Raw genomic sequence first — 14,660 nt, 5'->3', positions numbered from 1 at the left:
CATGCGCCGCTGGGGAACTGAACGCATCGTTGGCCTGCACGACCCGCGGGTCAACGAGCATCACCTGGAATCGACGGGGTTGCCCGTGGACAGCCGTCTGCGTTTGCTCAGTTTCAATATCCAGGTCGGCATCAGTACCGAGCGTTATCGGCACTATCTGACCCGCGGCTGGCAGCATCTGTTGCCGCACACCGGGCGTGCCGACAACCTGCAAAAAATCGGCAATCTGTTGGGCGACTTCGATCTGGTCGCCTTGCAGGAAGCCGATGGCGGCAGCCTGCGATCGGGCTACGTCAATCAGGTCGAACACCTGGCGCAGCTCGGCGCCTTCCCTTATTGGTATCAACAACTCAATCGCAATCTCGGTCATCTCGGCCAGCACAGCAATGGCGTGCTCAGCCGCCTGCGCCCGTGGGCGATCGAGGATCATCCGCTGCCGGGGCCCAAGGGTCGCGGGGCCATTCTGGTGCGCTTCGGCGAAGGTCCGGAGGCGCTCGTGGTGGTGATGATGCACCTGGCGCTGGGCGCTCGCGCCCGTAGCATGCAACTGGCTTACATCCGCGAGTTGATCGGCGGTTATAAGCACCAGGTGCTGATGGGCGATATGAATACCCACGCCGGTGACTTGCTGCAACATTCCCCGCTGCGCGATTTAGGCCTGCTCGCGCCGCAGATGGAAGCGACCTTTCCCAGCTGGCGCCCACAGCGTTGCCTGGACCACATTCTGCTCAGCCCCACCCTGACGCTTGAAAAGGTCGAGGTGCTGGCACAACCCATTTCCGATCACCTGCCGGTCGCGGTAGAAATTCGTCTGCCGGGCTCGCTCACGGCCGATGCATTCCCCGCGTTGAGTCCTGCCTGAATGAGCGACGAAGCACAGCGCTGGAAAGAGAAATACCTCAAAAGCATCGAACAACAGGAAAAGCTCGAACGTCGATGGGACGCCCGGCTCGACCTGCTGCGTCGCGGGCTGGTGCGCAGCACCCTGGCTGCCGAAGGTACCGATCGCGCCGTTGACCAATGCATGAAGGAAATGCGCGAAGTCGTACGCACAGACGATATGGACGCCGGCCTGGCAGCCTTGCTGCCGCGCCTGGAAAAAGCCGTGCTCGACTCCGAGCAGCGCCGGGAAACCCGGGTTGATCAAGTCAGCGCCGCACTGACGGCGCTGGTCTCTCAGTTGCAAGCATTGCCGCTGCCACGGGAAGTGAGCCGGCCACTGAAGAGTTTCGCCAAGCAGCTGGACGGACGTGTCGGCCAGGCTCGCGAAATCCCGTTGCTGCTCAGCGAACTGAGCGGCTTGCAAGGCAAAGCCTTGAGCCTGCTGGAGAACCCTGTAGAACCGGGTCGTCCGGGTTTTCTGCAGCGCCTGTTCGGTGGCCGGGATGCAGACGAGGCTGCGCCACAGATCGCCGCCCCCGAATTGCACATGCCTGCCCCGCAACCTGTCGAACCGGTTGCCGCACAACTGGCCGAGCTCCCAATCGCGACGGTCAATCTCGCGCCAGCCGCCAACAAACCGCAAGCGGTAATGCCAACCGTTGAAGCTGCCCTGCCCGCCGCTGCGCCCGCTGAACCCGTGGACACTCCGGCGCCGACAGCAACAACGGCACCCATAGCCGAAGTCGTGGCGTTCGTCCCGCCCGTCCTGGAGCCAGAGGCCACGAGCAGCCAGGCCCCAGAGCCACAAACCCAGCCGAACATCGAACAGCCGCAAGAGCCGCAAGAGCCGGTTCCATCGATCGCCGTACCGGCCACCCAGGCTCCGTCGGCAATCAACCCGGATGAACTGATCCCGGAGGCCAGCGATCCGCAAGCGCCAGAACACGACATTCTGTATGCCCTGCCGGACTCGCCGGAACCGTCCTACAGCTCTGTGGCCAAGCACATCGAAGACACCCTGCTGGGCCTTCTCGACGACCTGACACTGCCCGAGCGCCATCGACCGCAAGCCGAAGCGATGCGCAATCGTCTTCAAAACGGTTTGAACTGGTATGAACTGCTGCCAATCCTCGATGATCTGGCAACATTGATGCTGGCCATTACCGACAGCGGTCAGCACGAATTCGAAGCGTATCTGCAGCGACTCAACGAACGCCTTGAGTCATTTCAGAGCAACCTGCAAGCCGCCAGCGAAGGCCACGCCGACAACCGCTCTGCCGCGCGGGAGATGGACACGCAGATTCGCGAGCAAGTCGACGGCCTGCAAAGCAGCATGCATGAAGCGGCGGACCTCGATGACCTCAAGCACATGCTGGAAGACCATCTCGAAGGTCTGCTCGGCACCATGGACCAGCACCAGAGGCAACGCGACGAGCGCGAGCAGGAAGTCGCGGCCCGCCTGCAAAGCCTGGCCGAAAGGGTGGCCCACATGGAGCAGGAAGCGCTGGGCTACCGCGAGCACCTCGAAGAGCAGCGCCAGAAGGCCTTGATCGATCCGTTGACCGGCCTGCCGAATCGAGCGGCCTGGAGCGAACGGCTGGACCACGAAATCAGTCAATGGCAACAACACGGCAACACCCTGCTGCTGGCGATGCTCGACCTCGACCATTTCAAACGCATCAACGACAACTACGGCCATCTGGCGGGCGACAAGGTGCTGAGAATCATCGCCAGTGTGCTGCGCAAGCGTCTGCGCGGGACGGACTTCATAGCCAGGTTTGGCGGTGAGGAGTTTGTGCTGTTGATGCCTGCCACGGCGCCGATGGTCGGCGCGAAACTGCTGGAAACGTTGCGCGCATCGATCGAAGCTTGCCCGTTCCACTTCAAGGGCGAGCGAGTCACTATCACCATTTCCATGGGACTGACCGCCTTCAGACCGGGCGAACATAGCGACCTGGTGCTTAAAAGAGCCGATCAGGCGCTATATCGCGCAAAAAATACCGGCCGTAACCGGATAGAACTGGGCTGACAGTTAATTGTTCCATTTTGTTTAAAGGCGCGCTTTTGCGGTCGGCGCGCAAGGCAATACGTTACACTGTTGCATTATTGTCTCGCGTGTATTGCCTCCACCATGAAATTTCTTGCTCTTATTGCTTCGCTGCTCGTATTAGCCGGCTGCGCCAGCGGTCCCCGGATTGACACCAGCCACCCTTCAGTCAATCACGACAGCCGTATTCAGTTCGTGGTGATGCATTACACCTCCGCATCCCTGGAGGACTCGCTGCAATTGCTGACCCATGGCGAGGTCAGCAGCCATTACCTGATCGGCGACGACGAGCACGCCACCATCTATAAGCTGATGGATGAAAATCTTCGGGCCTGGCACGCCGGCGAAAGCCAATGGCAAGGCCGGACCTGGCTGAATTCCAGTTCCATTGGCATCGAAATCGTCAATCCAGGCTTCCAGGACACCCCGACCGGGCGCCTCTGGTATCCCTACAGCGAAGCCCAGGTTCAGTCGATGATCTTTCTGCTCAAGGACATCAGCAAGCGCCAGGGCATCAGCCCTCGCCATATCATCGGCCATAGCGACATCGCCCCCATGCGCAAGCTCGACCCTGGCCCGCTGTTCCCCTGGAAACGCCTGGCGGCCGAAGGCCTGGGAATCTGGCCGAACGAGCAGGCTGTGGCGCATCAGCAAGCGCAGTTCGCCGCGCAGCTGCCAAGCATCAGCTGGTTTCAGGCGCAACTTGCCCGCCTGGGCTACGCCACGCCACAAACCGGCGAACTGGATGTAGCGACACGCAATGTGCTGGCGGCTTTTCAGCTGCATTTTCGCCCATCCCGTTTCGACGGCACGCCGGACGCGCAAACCGCAGCGCTTCTCCAGGTGTTGAATCAGACAAAATAATGACGCCCGCCCGACGGTCAGGGCCTTTTCCCAATCAGCAGCTATAACTCATTGGTAATCCTTCGGATATTCCATGATGACGGCTGCTCGAGAGAGGCTGCGTAGCTGGTTCTATCGCCCTTGGTTTCTGGCGACGCTGGCGGCTGCCTTGAGTGCCACGCTGCTGATGACCGGCAGTCTGTTCATTGCGATGCATCAGGTCGAGGACAACGAAAGCCAGGAGATGAACGCCCAGGGGGAGCGCTTTCTGGTCCGTCTGGAGCAGCTGTTCGGGCAACTGCGCGAAAGCCTCGACGACCTTGAAGCTCAACCGCTGCGGGGCTGCGATGATGAAATGATCGCCACATTGCAGCAGGTCAGCTTCAATTACCGCTTCGTTTACGAAGCCGCTTACATGGATGCTTCAGGAATCTGCTCCAACCGCCCCCGCCAGGAAGGGCTGTCGGTGATCCGGCCACCGGACATCGAGGGCCCCACCTACAGCTATTGGTTGAACACCACCACCGAACCCGATGAGAACCGCGCCGCACTGATGCTGGGGCGTGGCAATTTCCGGGTGGCTACGTCTCGCGGGCATTTGACCGACATGGTTGATCTGTCTCCGGGGAGCAGCCTGTTGGTGGTGCTCGACCACGACACCCGCGCGATTCCCGTGCTCGGTGCCGAGCAGGAGTGGCCCCCGACGCAACCCTGGCCCCCGAAAAATCACGATGCACTGCAAGTCACCCCTACCCGCCTGATTTACCGAATGCCGACCAACACTCCCGAATACCAACTGGTGCTGATCACCCCGCGTACCGGGATGCATGTGCCGGCCGTTTGGTGGTGGCTGCTTCCGGCCAGCCTCGCGCTCAGTGCCTGCGTAGGCATTCTGGTGTTTCTGCTGGTGCGCCAGCGTCAATCACTGGATGCCGAACTGCACGGCGCGATACAGCGAGGCGAATTGCAGGTGTTGTATCAACCGATCTTCGACCTCGACAGTCGCAACTGTGTCGGAGCCGAAGCCTTGCTGCGCTGGCGAAGGCCGGACGGCACCTTGACCAGCCCCGAGCTGTTCATTCCCATGGCGGAAAACACCGGCCAGATCCGCCAGATGACTGATTTCGTATTACAGCGCCTGCTGGAACAGCTCGGACAACTGTTGCGCGCCAATCCGCAGTTGTATATCTCGGTCAACCTGGCGGCCTGCGACGTCATGGTGCCGCGTATCGGTCAGGTGATCGCGCGCCTGCTGGCCTTGCACCGTGTAGCCGCCAGACAGATTGCCTTTGAGGTGACCGAGCGCGGATTGGTTGATGTCGTGGTGGCCAGAGAAAACCTGCAGGCCTTGCGCGATGTCGGGCATCAGGTACTGATCGATGACTTCGGCACTGGCTATTGCAGCCTCGCCTACCTGCAAACACTGCCCGTGGACTGCCTGAAAATCGACAAGGCGTTTATCGACGCGCTGGGTCATGACGCCGCCAGCAGCGGCGTGGCACCGCACATCATTCGCATGGCCCAGGCCCTGCAACTCAAGGTGATTGCCGAAGGCATCGAATATGAAGCCCAGGCAGAATTTCTGAGCAGCGAGGGGGTGAAGTTCGGTCAGGGCTGGCTGTTCGCGCACCCATTGAGCGCTGTGCAATTCATTGAATTGATTACCCGTGGCCGCCGACAAGCAACGCGGCGTCTGGATGACGAAGACTGAGAGGGTTCAGGCTTATACCGCCAGCGCCATGTAGAACTGCGAACCCTGCCCTGGCCGTGAATACACGCCCATCCGCCCACCGTGCAACTGCACGATCTCCTTGCACAGCGCCAGACCGAGCCCGGCGCCGCCCTTCTTGCGGCCGACCTGAACAAAAGGCTCGAATATCCTCCCTTGCTGGCCGTAGGCAATGCCTTCGCCGTTGTCTTCGACACTGATAATCACCCGCTCCCCATGACGTCGAGCCTGCAAACGTATCAGCCCGTCGCGGGAGGTATGGCGCAAGGCGTTGTCGATCAGGTTATCGAGCACCCGCTCCAGTTGCGCCTGATCGGCTTGCAGCCGCGGCAAAGCTCCCTGCACTTCCACCAACAGTTCAATGCCCTTCTCCTGCGCCGGGCCGGCAAAGCGTGCCTGGGCCTGCTCCAGCAAATCTTCGATGGAGCACGGCGCCAGGGTGAGTTTTTGCAGGCCGTTCTGATAGCGAGAGAAATTCAGCAGGTCGTTGATCAACTGCATCAAGCGCTGCATTTCTTCATTCACGGTGTTCAGCAAGTCGGCCTCACGGGAATCCTCGGCAAAATGCGCCCGCTCGCGGAACAGGCCGAATGCCATGTGCATCCCGGTGACTGGCGTGCGTAACTCATGGGATGCACGCAAGACGAACTCGCTGCGCACCCGTTCGAAGGCACGCTGCTCGGTGACGTCATGCAACACCATCACGGCGCCGAGAATATGACCCTGGGTATGGCTGACCGGCGTCAGGCTATACGTCAGCAATCGCGACTCCCCGTCAACCTCGATGCTCAGGTCGTCCGGCACTCGCTCCAGGGTGCCGCCGCGCAGCACCAGGTGCAGCTGTTCATCCAGTTCGGGGCGCTCAAGTGCCGTGCCCAGCCCTTGGCCGAGACGCTCGGTGTCCCAGCCTAACTGGCGCTGAGCCACCGGGTTGAGGTGCTCGAGCTGACCTTGACGATCAATGATCAGCAAACCGTCGTCAATGCTATCGAGCACCGCCTGTAAACGCTGCTGTCCGGCGAGCAGCTCGTCGATATTAGTGGCTTGGTGCTGTCGCAGGGCCTCGGCCATGATTCCGAAGCGTCGGGTCAACTGGTTCATTTCCACCGCGGAGGAAATCGGCAGGGTTACTTCGAAATTGCCTTGGCCGATGTTGTCAGCGGCCGCCGCCAGGGCCTCGATCGGAGCCCCGAAACGCTGGGCGATCGCATGGGCGGTAATGAACCCGATGAACAGCACCCCCACCCCGATCAACCCGAGCAGGCCGGCAATCAGCAACGCGCGGTCCCGGGCCTGACGTTCGGTTTCACTGATGTTATCCAGCGCGCGCTTCTGTTCGGCGATCAAGCCGTTGCGCAGCGTGTTGAATTTTTCCGTGAGATCCCCGCCCCCAGTGAACACCTGTGCCGTATCGCGGGAAAGATCGTAGGCCTGCAGAAAGCTCTGGTAATCAGCCTTGGCCTTTTTGAAACCGTACTGGGCGCCCTCGCTGGACGGCTCGTGAGCAATGGCTTCATCGAGCAATTCGAGGTAATGCTGTCTGGATGCCTCGAACGCCGCGGGATCAGGCTTCTCGCCGAGCATGATGATCAGTTGATCACCCAGGGTCTGGCGCAGCTTCAATCCCAGATCCAGCCTGACGAAGTTGTCACGGATCAGGGCCTCCTGCGTGCCGGCCATCTGCATCACGCTGACCAGCCCGAGCAACAGCCCGAGCAGCGCCACGGTGATCAAGGCTGAAATACTCAGGAACAACCGGGTGCGCAACGTCATCGCCAGTTTCATCGGGTGCGGCTCACAAGTTGTACTGCTTGCGCTTGCGGTACAGGGTCGAGGCATCGATACCCAGGGTCTTGGCCGCCTGATCCAGGGTATCGGCGGTGGCAAGGACCGCACCGATGTGGGCTTTCTCCAACTCATCCAGGCTCAACGCGGCGCCAATGCGTGGCGTATTGTTGGTCGGAGCTTCGGCCATGCCCAAGTGGCTGATCTCGACCCGCTCCTGTGGACAAATAATGCTCGCCCGTTCCACCACGTTGCGCAGCTCGCGGATATTGCCGGGCCAGCGGTAGCTGAGCAGCGCCTCGCGGGCCTCATCGCTGAAACACCGGGCCGGACGCGAGTACTCCTTGACGAAGCGCGCCAGGAAACGGTCAGCCAGGTTCAGAATGTCTTCCCTGCGTTCGCGAAGCGGCGGCAGGTGCAAGGTGATAACGTTCAGCCGATAGAGCAAATCTTCACGAAAACGACCGTCGCGGACCATGTCTTCAAGGTTGAGGTTGGTGGCCGCGAGGATTCGCACGTCGGCGCGACGGGTCACCGGGTCGCCCACGCGCTCGTACTCCTTGTCCTGGATGAAACGCAGCAACTTTGGCTGCAAGGTCAGGGGAAAATCGCCGATCTCGTCGAGAAACAACGTTCCGCCATCAGCCTGATTGACGCGACCCAAGGTGCTTTCGCTGGCGCCGGTGAATGCGCCACGGCTGTGGCCGAAGAGTTCACTGTCCATCAATTCCGCTGTCAGGGACGGGCAGTTGATGGTGATGCAGGATTTCTTCTGGCGTTTGCTCCAGCCATGAATGGCCTGTGACAGCTCACCTTTACCGGTGCCGGACTCACCGAGAATCAGAATATTGGCGTCGGTACTGGCGACTTGGCGTGCGGTTTCAAGCACCACTTTCATCGCCGGGCTGTGGGAGTCCAGCCCCTCCTTGGGTTTACGCACTTCACCTTCGAGGGCTTCCAGGCGTGCCGAGAGTTGCCGCACTTCCAGCTGTTTGGCGGTGGCCAGACGTAACTGATCGGGGCTGCAAGGTTTGACCAGATAGTCGGCTGCACCGGCCTGAATCGCATCCACGGCAGTGTCCACGGCCGAGTGAGCGGTGACGATCACTACACGCATCCAGGGCGCCTGAATCCGCATCTGGGCCAGCACATCTAGGCCGTTGTCTTCACCCAGGCGCAAATCGAGGAAGCACAGATCGAAAACCTGACGCTGCAACAAGGCTTCGGCCTGAGCAGCGCTGGTCGCGGTGGCCACGCTGTAGCCTTCGTCTTCGAGGCAATAGCGAAAGGTTCGAAGGATGGCGGACTCGTCGTCCACCAGCAGAATGCGGCCTTGATGCTCAGTGGCTGATTCCATGTTCCTACGCTCCTTTAATAGGTGTTCTTGGTTAGTCCCGGAAAAATCGGGCAAGTTGCATGGTTGATTCTGGTCGATTCCAGCCACAACAGGCTATCTATCTACTCAAAGCGCAGCTAATCAGCTGATTTATTTGAATTTTTATTAACAGACCATTCTTTCAGCGATTGCCTGCGTCCCTTTCTGACATCTACGCCCTCCCCGCAATTCCAAAAATATTGAAAGTGCCCGCGAACTCATCGTGCATTACGCACGAGCGCAAACGGATCATCGTGCAGGATGCGTCCAAAACGATTTCTACAGACACAATAACTTATTGATTTTTATAATTTTTATTCTTTATTAAAGCTGGCATGCAGGCTGCAATGGTCTAGGTAATCAGGGCATTTAATGAACCAGGCCCGCCAAAGATCACTACCCGTATGGGAGGAACTTCAGGATGAATCGCCAAAGTGCCGCCCAATTGCGTCTCTCGCCACTGCATGTCCAGCAAGGCTTGTTTGCCCTGCTGGCATTGTTGATCACCTTGATTGGCGGCCAGCAGTACATGCGTTGGGAGCAGAGCCAGCAGCCAGAGGCGCCGCACCTGTCGATTGCACATGCCCCCCAAACCCACTTCAGCGCCGTCAGCAGCAACCCGACTGACAACGCCTCAATGCGAATGATCGGCGTCGAGCAGGCCCGGCCTGTGGATGAGACGCCCTCTCAGGAACACTGGGTGTTTTAAGCAAACGAACTTGGCGCGCTCAACGCGCCGGGAAAAGCACCACAAGCAACATCCTTAAATAGAAGCGTAAGGAGAATCACCATGTTGAGCTGGGCAATCACATTCCTGATCATTGCCATCATCGCTGCAGTATTGGGCTTCGGTGGTATCGCGGGCACCGCCACGGGTATCGCCAAGATTCTCTTTGTCGTATTCCTGGTGATGTTCATTGCTTCCTTCTTCTTTGGCCGTCGCGGTCGAGGTTGATATGGGCATTGCGTTAAAGACATCGGCAGCCGCCCTGCTTCTGGGCGGCAGTGCCATGGCGATCGCGGCCACCCACGCGACACGAGTTCGAAACACGAAAGAGGCCTGGCGCTTCTTTCCACTGCGCTACCCGAGGACGGTAGACGCATGACCAAGGGGTCGGGACGTTCTGACTGCTTCAGGGTCGGAGTGACCTACGGGTACAGGGAGTACCCGCGCAAGGGCCGGGTCAGGTGAAGCTGCGACGCAAGTTCGTCGGCCCAGAGTGGCTCGACGGACTTGCGGAGAGCTTCAACGTGCAAAACGTTGATCTAGAGCATTCTGCTCATCTGTTCTTGCTGCATATTCCCCGCAAAACCGTTTCGCGCTATTTCTTCGTGACCGTATATCGAGAAAGCTCTGACTTTCACGAGAAGAAAAATCGCATTCAAACGTAGGTCATTTCCTAAGTTTTCACTGATCCGAAAAACATCAACCTGCGCTGAAATGGCCGGTTCACGGCACTTATGCCTGCCGAAATGTCGCATTCGAACCGGCTGGGACGTGGGTTTCAGTCAAAAGATCTCATGCCGATTCGGCATAGGGTAGGCGTTTACGGCATTAGACGGCGCTTCCCCGCATCGGAATAGTTGCGCCTTTTTCGCTGCCAGAGAGCTGTAAATGCTCGCTCGCAGGGACCTTATACGGGGGTTGGTGCAAGACGGCTTCGCCATTGAGCGTTGCAGTTCATGCATCGACCTGAGTCAAACGCAAGTAAGGGTAAAGATATGAAGAAGGCAAAGCTTAGCCTCGCCTGGCAGATCCTCATCGGTCTGGTTCTGGGGATAGCAATAGGTGCACTGCTCAACCACTTCAGCGCTGAAAAGGCCTGGTGGATCAGCAACGTCCTGCAACCGGCAGGCGATATCTTTATCCGTCTGATCAAGATGATCGTGATCCCGATCGTGATTTCCTCGCTGGTCGTCGGCATCGCTGGCGTTGGGGACGCGAAAAAACTCGGGCGTATCGGTCTGAAGACCATCATTTACTTCGAGATCGTCACCACCATCGCCATTCTGGTCGGTCTGGTGCTGGCCAACGTGGTCCATCCGGGCAGCGGCATCGACATGAGCACCCTGGGTACCGTGGATATTTCCAAGTACCAGGCCACTGCCGCCGAGGTTCAGCATGAACACGCGTTCATCGAAACCATCCTCAACCTGATCCCGTCGAACATCTTTGCGGCCATGATGCGCGGCGAGATGCTGCCGATTATCTTCTTCTCCGTGTTGTTCGGTCTCGGTCTGTCGAGCCTGCAATCGGATCTGCGCGAACCGCTGGTGAAGATGTTCCAGGGCGTGTCGGAAAGCATGTTCAAAGTCACCCACATGATCATGAACTACGCCCCGATCGGCGTGTTCGCACTGATCGCGGTGACCGTGGCCAACTTCGGCTTCGCCTCCCTGCTGCCGCTGGCCAAGCTGGTCGTCCTGGTTTACTTCGCCGTTGCCTTCTTCGCCTTCGTGGTGCTGGGCCTGATCGCTCGCCTGTTCGGCTTCTCGGTGATCAAGCTGATGCGTATCTTCAAGGATGAGCTGGTCCTGGCCTACTCCACCGCCAGTTCCGAAACCGTGCTGCCGCGCGTGATCGAGAAGATGGAAGCCTACGGTGCGCCGAAAGCCATTTGCAGCTTCGTGGTGCCGACCGGCTACTCGTTCAACCTCGACGGCTCGACCCTGTACCAGAGCATCGCGGCGATCTTCATTGCCCAGCTGTACGGCATCGACCTGTCGATCAGCCAGCAACTGCTGCTGGTGCTGACCCTGATGGTCACCTCCAAAGGCATCGCCGGCGTACCAGGTGTGTCCTTTGTGGTGCTGCTGGCCACCCTGGGCAGCGTCGGTATTCCGCTGGAAGGCTTGGCATTCATCGCCGGTGTCGACCGCATCATGGATATGGCCCGTACCGCGCTGAACGTGATCGGCAACGCCTTGGCCGTGCTGGTCATCTCGCGCTGGGAAGGCATGTACGACGACGCCAAGGGCCAGCGCTACTGGAACTCCCTGCCGCACTGGCGCAGCAAGGAAAAGCTGCCGGTTGGTGAAACCTCCAGCAACTAATACCCGCTCCCACAAGAGCCCCAAACAAACCCCGGAGAAATCCGGGGTTTGTCGTTTCTGCCTACCCCGCTATCATTCGCCGCATCTTCCGGGGGATTTGACTGATGCTTAATGGCCTGTGGCTTGGCTTCTTCATCGTGGCAGCCGTATCGGCGCTGGCGCAGTGGCTGATCGGTGGTAACGCCGGGATCTTTGCGGCGATGGTGGAAAGTATTTTCGCCATGGCCAAACTGTCAGTCGAGGTCATGGTCCTGTTGTTCGGCACCCTCACCCTCTGGCTGGGCTTTCTGCGGATCGCCGAGAAGGCCGGGATCGTCGAGTGGCTGGCCAAGGCGCTGGGGCCATTGTTCCTGCGTCTGATGCCGGAAGTGCCGGCCGGCCATCCCGCCATCGGCCTGATCACCCTGAACTTCGCCGCCAACGGCCTGGGCCTGGACAACGCCGCCACACCGATCGGCCTCAAAGCCATGAAGGCGCTGCAAGAGCTCAACCCCAGTGCAACGATCGCCAGCAACGCGCAGATCCTCTTCCTGGTGCTCAACGCCTCCTCCCTGACCCTGCTGCCCGTGACGATCTTCATGTACCGCGCCCAGCAAGGCGCGCCCGATCCGACGCTGGTGTTCCTGCCGATCCTGCTCGCCACCAGTTGCTCAACCATCGTCGGCTTCCTGACCGTAGCGTTCATGCAACGCCTGCGCATCTGGGACCCGGTGGTGCTGGCGTACCTGATTCCCGGCGCCCTCGCCCTTGGCGGCTTCATGGCACTGCTGGCGACGCTCTCGGCGACCGCGCTGGCGAGCCTGTCATCGGTCCTCGGCAACGTGACGCTGTTCGGCTTGATCATGCTGTTTATGATCATCGGCGCATTACGCAAGGTGAAGGTCTACGAGGCATTCGTCGAAGGCGCCAAAGAAGGCTTCGACGTCGCCAAGAACCTGCTGCCGTATCTGGTGGCGATGCTCTGCGCCGTGGGTGTGCTGCGAGCATCCGGAGCGCTGGATTTCGGTCTGGACGGGATTCGTCACCTGGTGGAATGGGCCGGTTGGGACACGCGCTTTGTCGATGCCTTGCCGACCGCATTGGTCAAACCCTTTTCCGGCAGTGCCGCCCGGGCAATGCTGATCGAAACCATGAAGACCGAGGGGGTGGACAGCTTCCCGGCTCTGGTGGCGGCAACGATCCAGGGCAGTACCGAAACGACCTTCTATGTCTTGGCGGTGTATTTCGGCGCGGTGGGCATCCAGCGTGCACGGCATGCGGTGGGCTGTGCGCTGCTGGCGGAGCTTGGCGGGGTGCTGGGGGCCATCGGGGTTTGCTACTGGTTCTTCGGCTAAACGAAAACCCTGTGGGAGCGGGCAAGCCCGCTCCTTTCAGCGGTGGCTTCAGGGCCTCAGCGGCGGCACGACTTTCTGACCCTGCTCCACCGTCCAGGCCACCACCTGCGCCGTCAACTGGTCGCTGGCCTGGCCGAACCCGGCGACCACCGCCGGCACCTTCACATCGCTCAACGGCTGGCGCACTTCAAAGCGCCGACTGGCGAGGATGCGCTGGTCATACCCACGCACCAGCAATGCATCCAGCCGCACGACCACGCTCGCCGTCGTGCCCTGGTATTCGGTCTGGAACGCCTGCAGGTTGCCGCCCAGCTCCAGGTCCGCCTGCAGATTGCTGTCATCGGTGCTGAGCAACGGCACCCGACCGTCACGCTGGAAACCATCGAGCAGACGATTGCGCAGCAGCACCGGCGCCGGGTCGCTCCAGCGGGAAGCCTTGTAGCTGCTGATCAGGTCACCCTGAGGGATCACGGCGATCTTCGGGTTGTTCAAGGCTTCGCTGGTCTGCGGCTTGGCCAGTCGCAACGACCAGTGCAGCGCCGTGCTGTGATTGGCCGGTGCGCCGCTCTGGGCCGAGGGCAACCGGTAGACATCGGATGGCTCGGACTTGGGCAGAATCGAGCAGGCACTGGTCAGCGCAAAACCGACAGCCAAGGCTAACGGGATCAGCTTCATGGCGTGAACTCCTTGTTCTTGTCACTGCCCAGCAGGTAACCGCTGGGATTGGCCTCAAGCCGCTGGGAAATGGTGCGCAGCGAGCTCAAGGTATCGCGCAACTCACGCACTGCCGGCGCCAGGCCATTGAGGCCCTGCATGCCGTTGTTGAGGGAATCCTGATTAGTGGTGAGCAATGAGTTGAGGGTCGCGCTGCTCTGTTCCAGGGACTTCATGGCTTGCTCGGCACTGCCAAACATCTGCTTGCCCTGATCGTTGAGCAGGCCGTTGGCGTTGCGCATCAGCCCTGCGGTTTGTTCGAGTGTGGCCGAGGCCTGTTTACCGATCGACGCCAGTTGCTGCATGGCCTGACCAATGTCGCCGCGCTGGTCGGCGATGGTGCTGGTGGTTTGCTCCAGATGCTCAAGGGTTTTGCTGATGCGCTCGACGTTTTCCGAAGAAAACATCTGATTGGCGTTCTGCATCAACACGTTCACACCGGTCATCAGATCGTTACTGTCGCTCATCAAACGGGCGATAGGCGAGGGTGATGCCACGATGGTCGGCAAATTGCCGCCCTTGCCCTTGAGCGTCGGACTTTGCGGTGTACCACCGCTGAGCTGAATGATCGAGGTGCCAGTGATCCCGGTCAGCGCCAGTTTGGCCTGGGTGTCTTCCTTGATCGGGGTATCGCCACCCAGGCGGATCCGCGCCAACACCCGGCGCGGATCATTCGGGTCCAGGCGCAGCGTCACTACGTCGCCGACCTTGATCCCGCTGTACTGCACGGCGCTGCCCTTGGACAAACCGCTGACCGCCTCGTTGAAGACGATTTCGTAATCCTTGAATTCGGTGTCGACGCTGGACTTGGCCAGCCACAGACCGAAGAGCAGGGCGCCTGCCACCACTATGACGGTGAACAGGCCGATCAATACGTGATGGGCTCGGGTTTCCATG

Annotated in this window: 13 protein-coding genes; 9 read left to right on the top strand and 4 right to left on the bottom strand. The window is 59.9% G+C overall.

What is annotated here, in order from left to right; genetic code table 11:
* Position 1: 1 nt before the first annotated feature.
* From ACEN9A_RS30475 to ACEN9A_RS30460, 4 genes are all read left to right on the top strand, one after another.
* Positions 2-862, top strand: coding sequence for an endonuclease/exonuclease/phosphatase family protein (locus tag ACEN9A_RS30475; protein ID WP_007940704.1), 861 nt, complete (start codon positions 2-4; stop codon positions 860-862).
* On the top strand, positions 863-2,911 hold the full coding sequence (locus tag ACEN9A_RS30470) for a GGDEF domain-containing protein (protein ID WP_258671814.1): 2,049 nt from the start codon (positions 863-865) through the stop codon (positions 2,909-2,911).
* Between the two features lie 102 nt (positions 2,912-3,013).
* Positions 3,014-3,793: an N-acetylmuramoyl-L-alanine amidase gene (locus tag ACEN9A_RS30465; protein ID WP_258671812.1), complete on the top strand. Its 780-nt coding sequence runs from the start codon at positions 3,014-3,016 to the stop codon at positions 3,791-3,793.
* A gap of 73 nt (positions 3,794-3,866) precedes the next feature.
* The gene (locus ACEN9A_RS30460; RefSeq protein ID WP_028940064.1) at positions 3,867-5,483 is read left to right on the top strand and encodes an EAL domain-containing protein; all 1,617 of its coding nucleotides are present in this window, start codon (positions 3,867-3,869) and stop codon (positions 5,481-5,483) included.
* Between the two features lie 12 nt (positions 5,484-5,495).
* Here ACEN9A_RS30460 and ACEN9A_RS30455 read toward each other — a convergent pair whose 3' ends face one another.
* Positions 5,496-7,286: a KinB sensor domain-containing domain gene (locus ACEN9A_RS30455; protein ID WP_258671809.1), complete on the bottom strand. Its 1,791-nt coding sequence runs from the start codon at positions 7,284-7,286 to the stop codon at positions 5,496-5,498.
* A 10-nt stretch (positions 7,287-7,296) separates the two neighbouring features.
* Positions 7,297-8,643 (bottom strand): sigma-54-dependent response regulator transcription factor AlgB, encoded by a 1,347-nt coding sequence (gene algB / locus ACEN9A_RS30450; RefSeq protein WP_018927282.1) that lies wholly within the window; start codon positions 8,641-8,643, stop codon positions 7,297-7,299.
* A gap of 439 nt (positions 8,644-9,082) precedes the next feature.
* On the opposite strand from algB, the gene ACEN9A_RS30445 reads away from it, so the two are divergent.
* The 5 genes from ACEN9A_RS30445 (at position 9,083) to ACEN9A_RS30425 (ending at position 13,049) form a co-directional block, all read left to right on the top strand.
* Positions 9,083-9,370 (top strand): hypothetical protein, encoded by a 288-nt coding sequence (locus ACEN9A_RS30445; RefSeq protein ID WP_258671808.1) that lies wholly within the window; start codon positions 9,083-9,085, stop codon positions 9,368-9,370.
* 81 nt (positions 9,371-9,451) lie between these two features.
* Positions 9,452-9,616: a DUF1328 domain-containing protein gene (locus tag ACEN9A_RS30440; protein ID WP_003177151.1), complete on the top strand. Its 165-nt coding sequence runs from the start codon at positions 9,452-9,454 to the stop codon at positions 9,614-9,616.
* Positions 9,617-9,849: 233 nt separating this feature from the next.
* The gene (locus ACEN9A_RS30435; RefSeq protein ID WP_177324972.1) at positions 9,850-10,053 is read left to right on the top strand and encodes a hypothetical protein; all 204 of its coding nucleotides are present in this window, start codon (positions 9,850-9,852) and stop codon (positions 10,051-10,053) included.
* Positions 10,054-10,383: 330 nt separating this feature from the next.
* Positions 10,384-11,715 (top strand): glutamate/aspartate:proton symporter GltP, encoded by a 1,332-nt coding sequence (gene gltP, locus ACEN9A_RS30430; protein WP_018927284.1) that lies wholly within the window; start codon positions 10,384-10,386, stop codon positions 11,713-11,715.
* 104 nt (positions 11,716-11,819) lie between these two features.
* On the top strand, positions 11,820-13,049 hold the full coding sequence (locus ACEN9A_RS30425) for a nucleoside recognition domain-containing protein (protein WP_258671806.1): 1,230 nt from the start codon (positions 11,820-11,822) through the stop codon (positions 13,047-13,049).
* 48 nt (positions 13,050-13,097) lie between these two features.
* Here ACEN9A_RS30425 and ACEN9A_RS30420 read toward each other — a convergent pair whose 3' ends face one another.
* Complete coding sequence (locus ACEN9A_RS30420) at positions 13,098-13,724, bottom strand: ABC-type transport auxiliary lipoprotein family protein (protein WP_019651219.1); 627 nt, start codon at positions 13,722-13,724, stop codon at positions 13,098-13,100.
* Complete coding sequence (locus ACEN9A_RS30415) at positions 13,721-14,659, bottom strand: MlaD family protein (RefSeq protein ID WP_019580311.1); 939 nt, start codon at positions 14,657-14,659, stop codon at positions 13,721-13,723. The genes ACEN9A_RS30420 and ACEN9A_RS30415 overlap by 4 nt, the downstream gene beginning before the upstream one ends.
* Between the last annotated feature and the right edge of the window lies 1 nt (position 14,660).

The organism is Pseudomonas sp. Pseusp18 (assembly GCF_059506005.1).
Note: the sequence above shows the minus strand (reverse complement) of the source record. Positions and strands in the feature narration are given on the sequence as shown.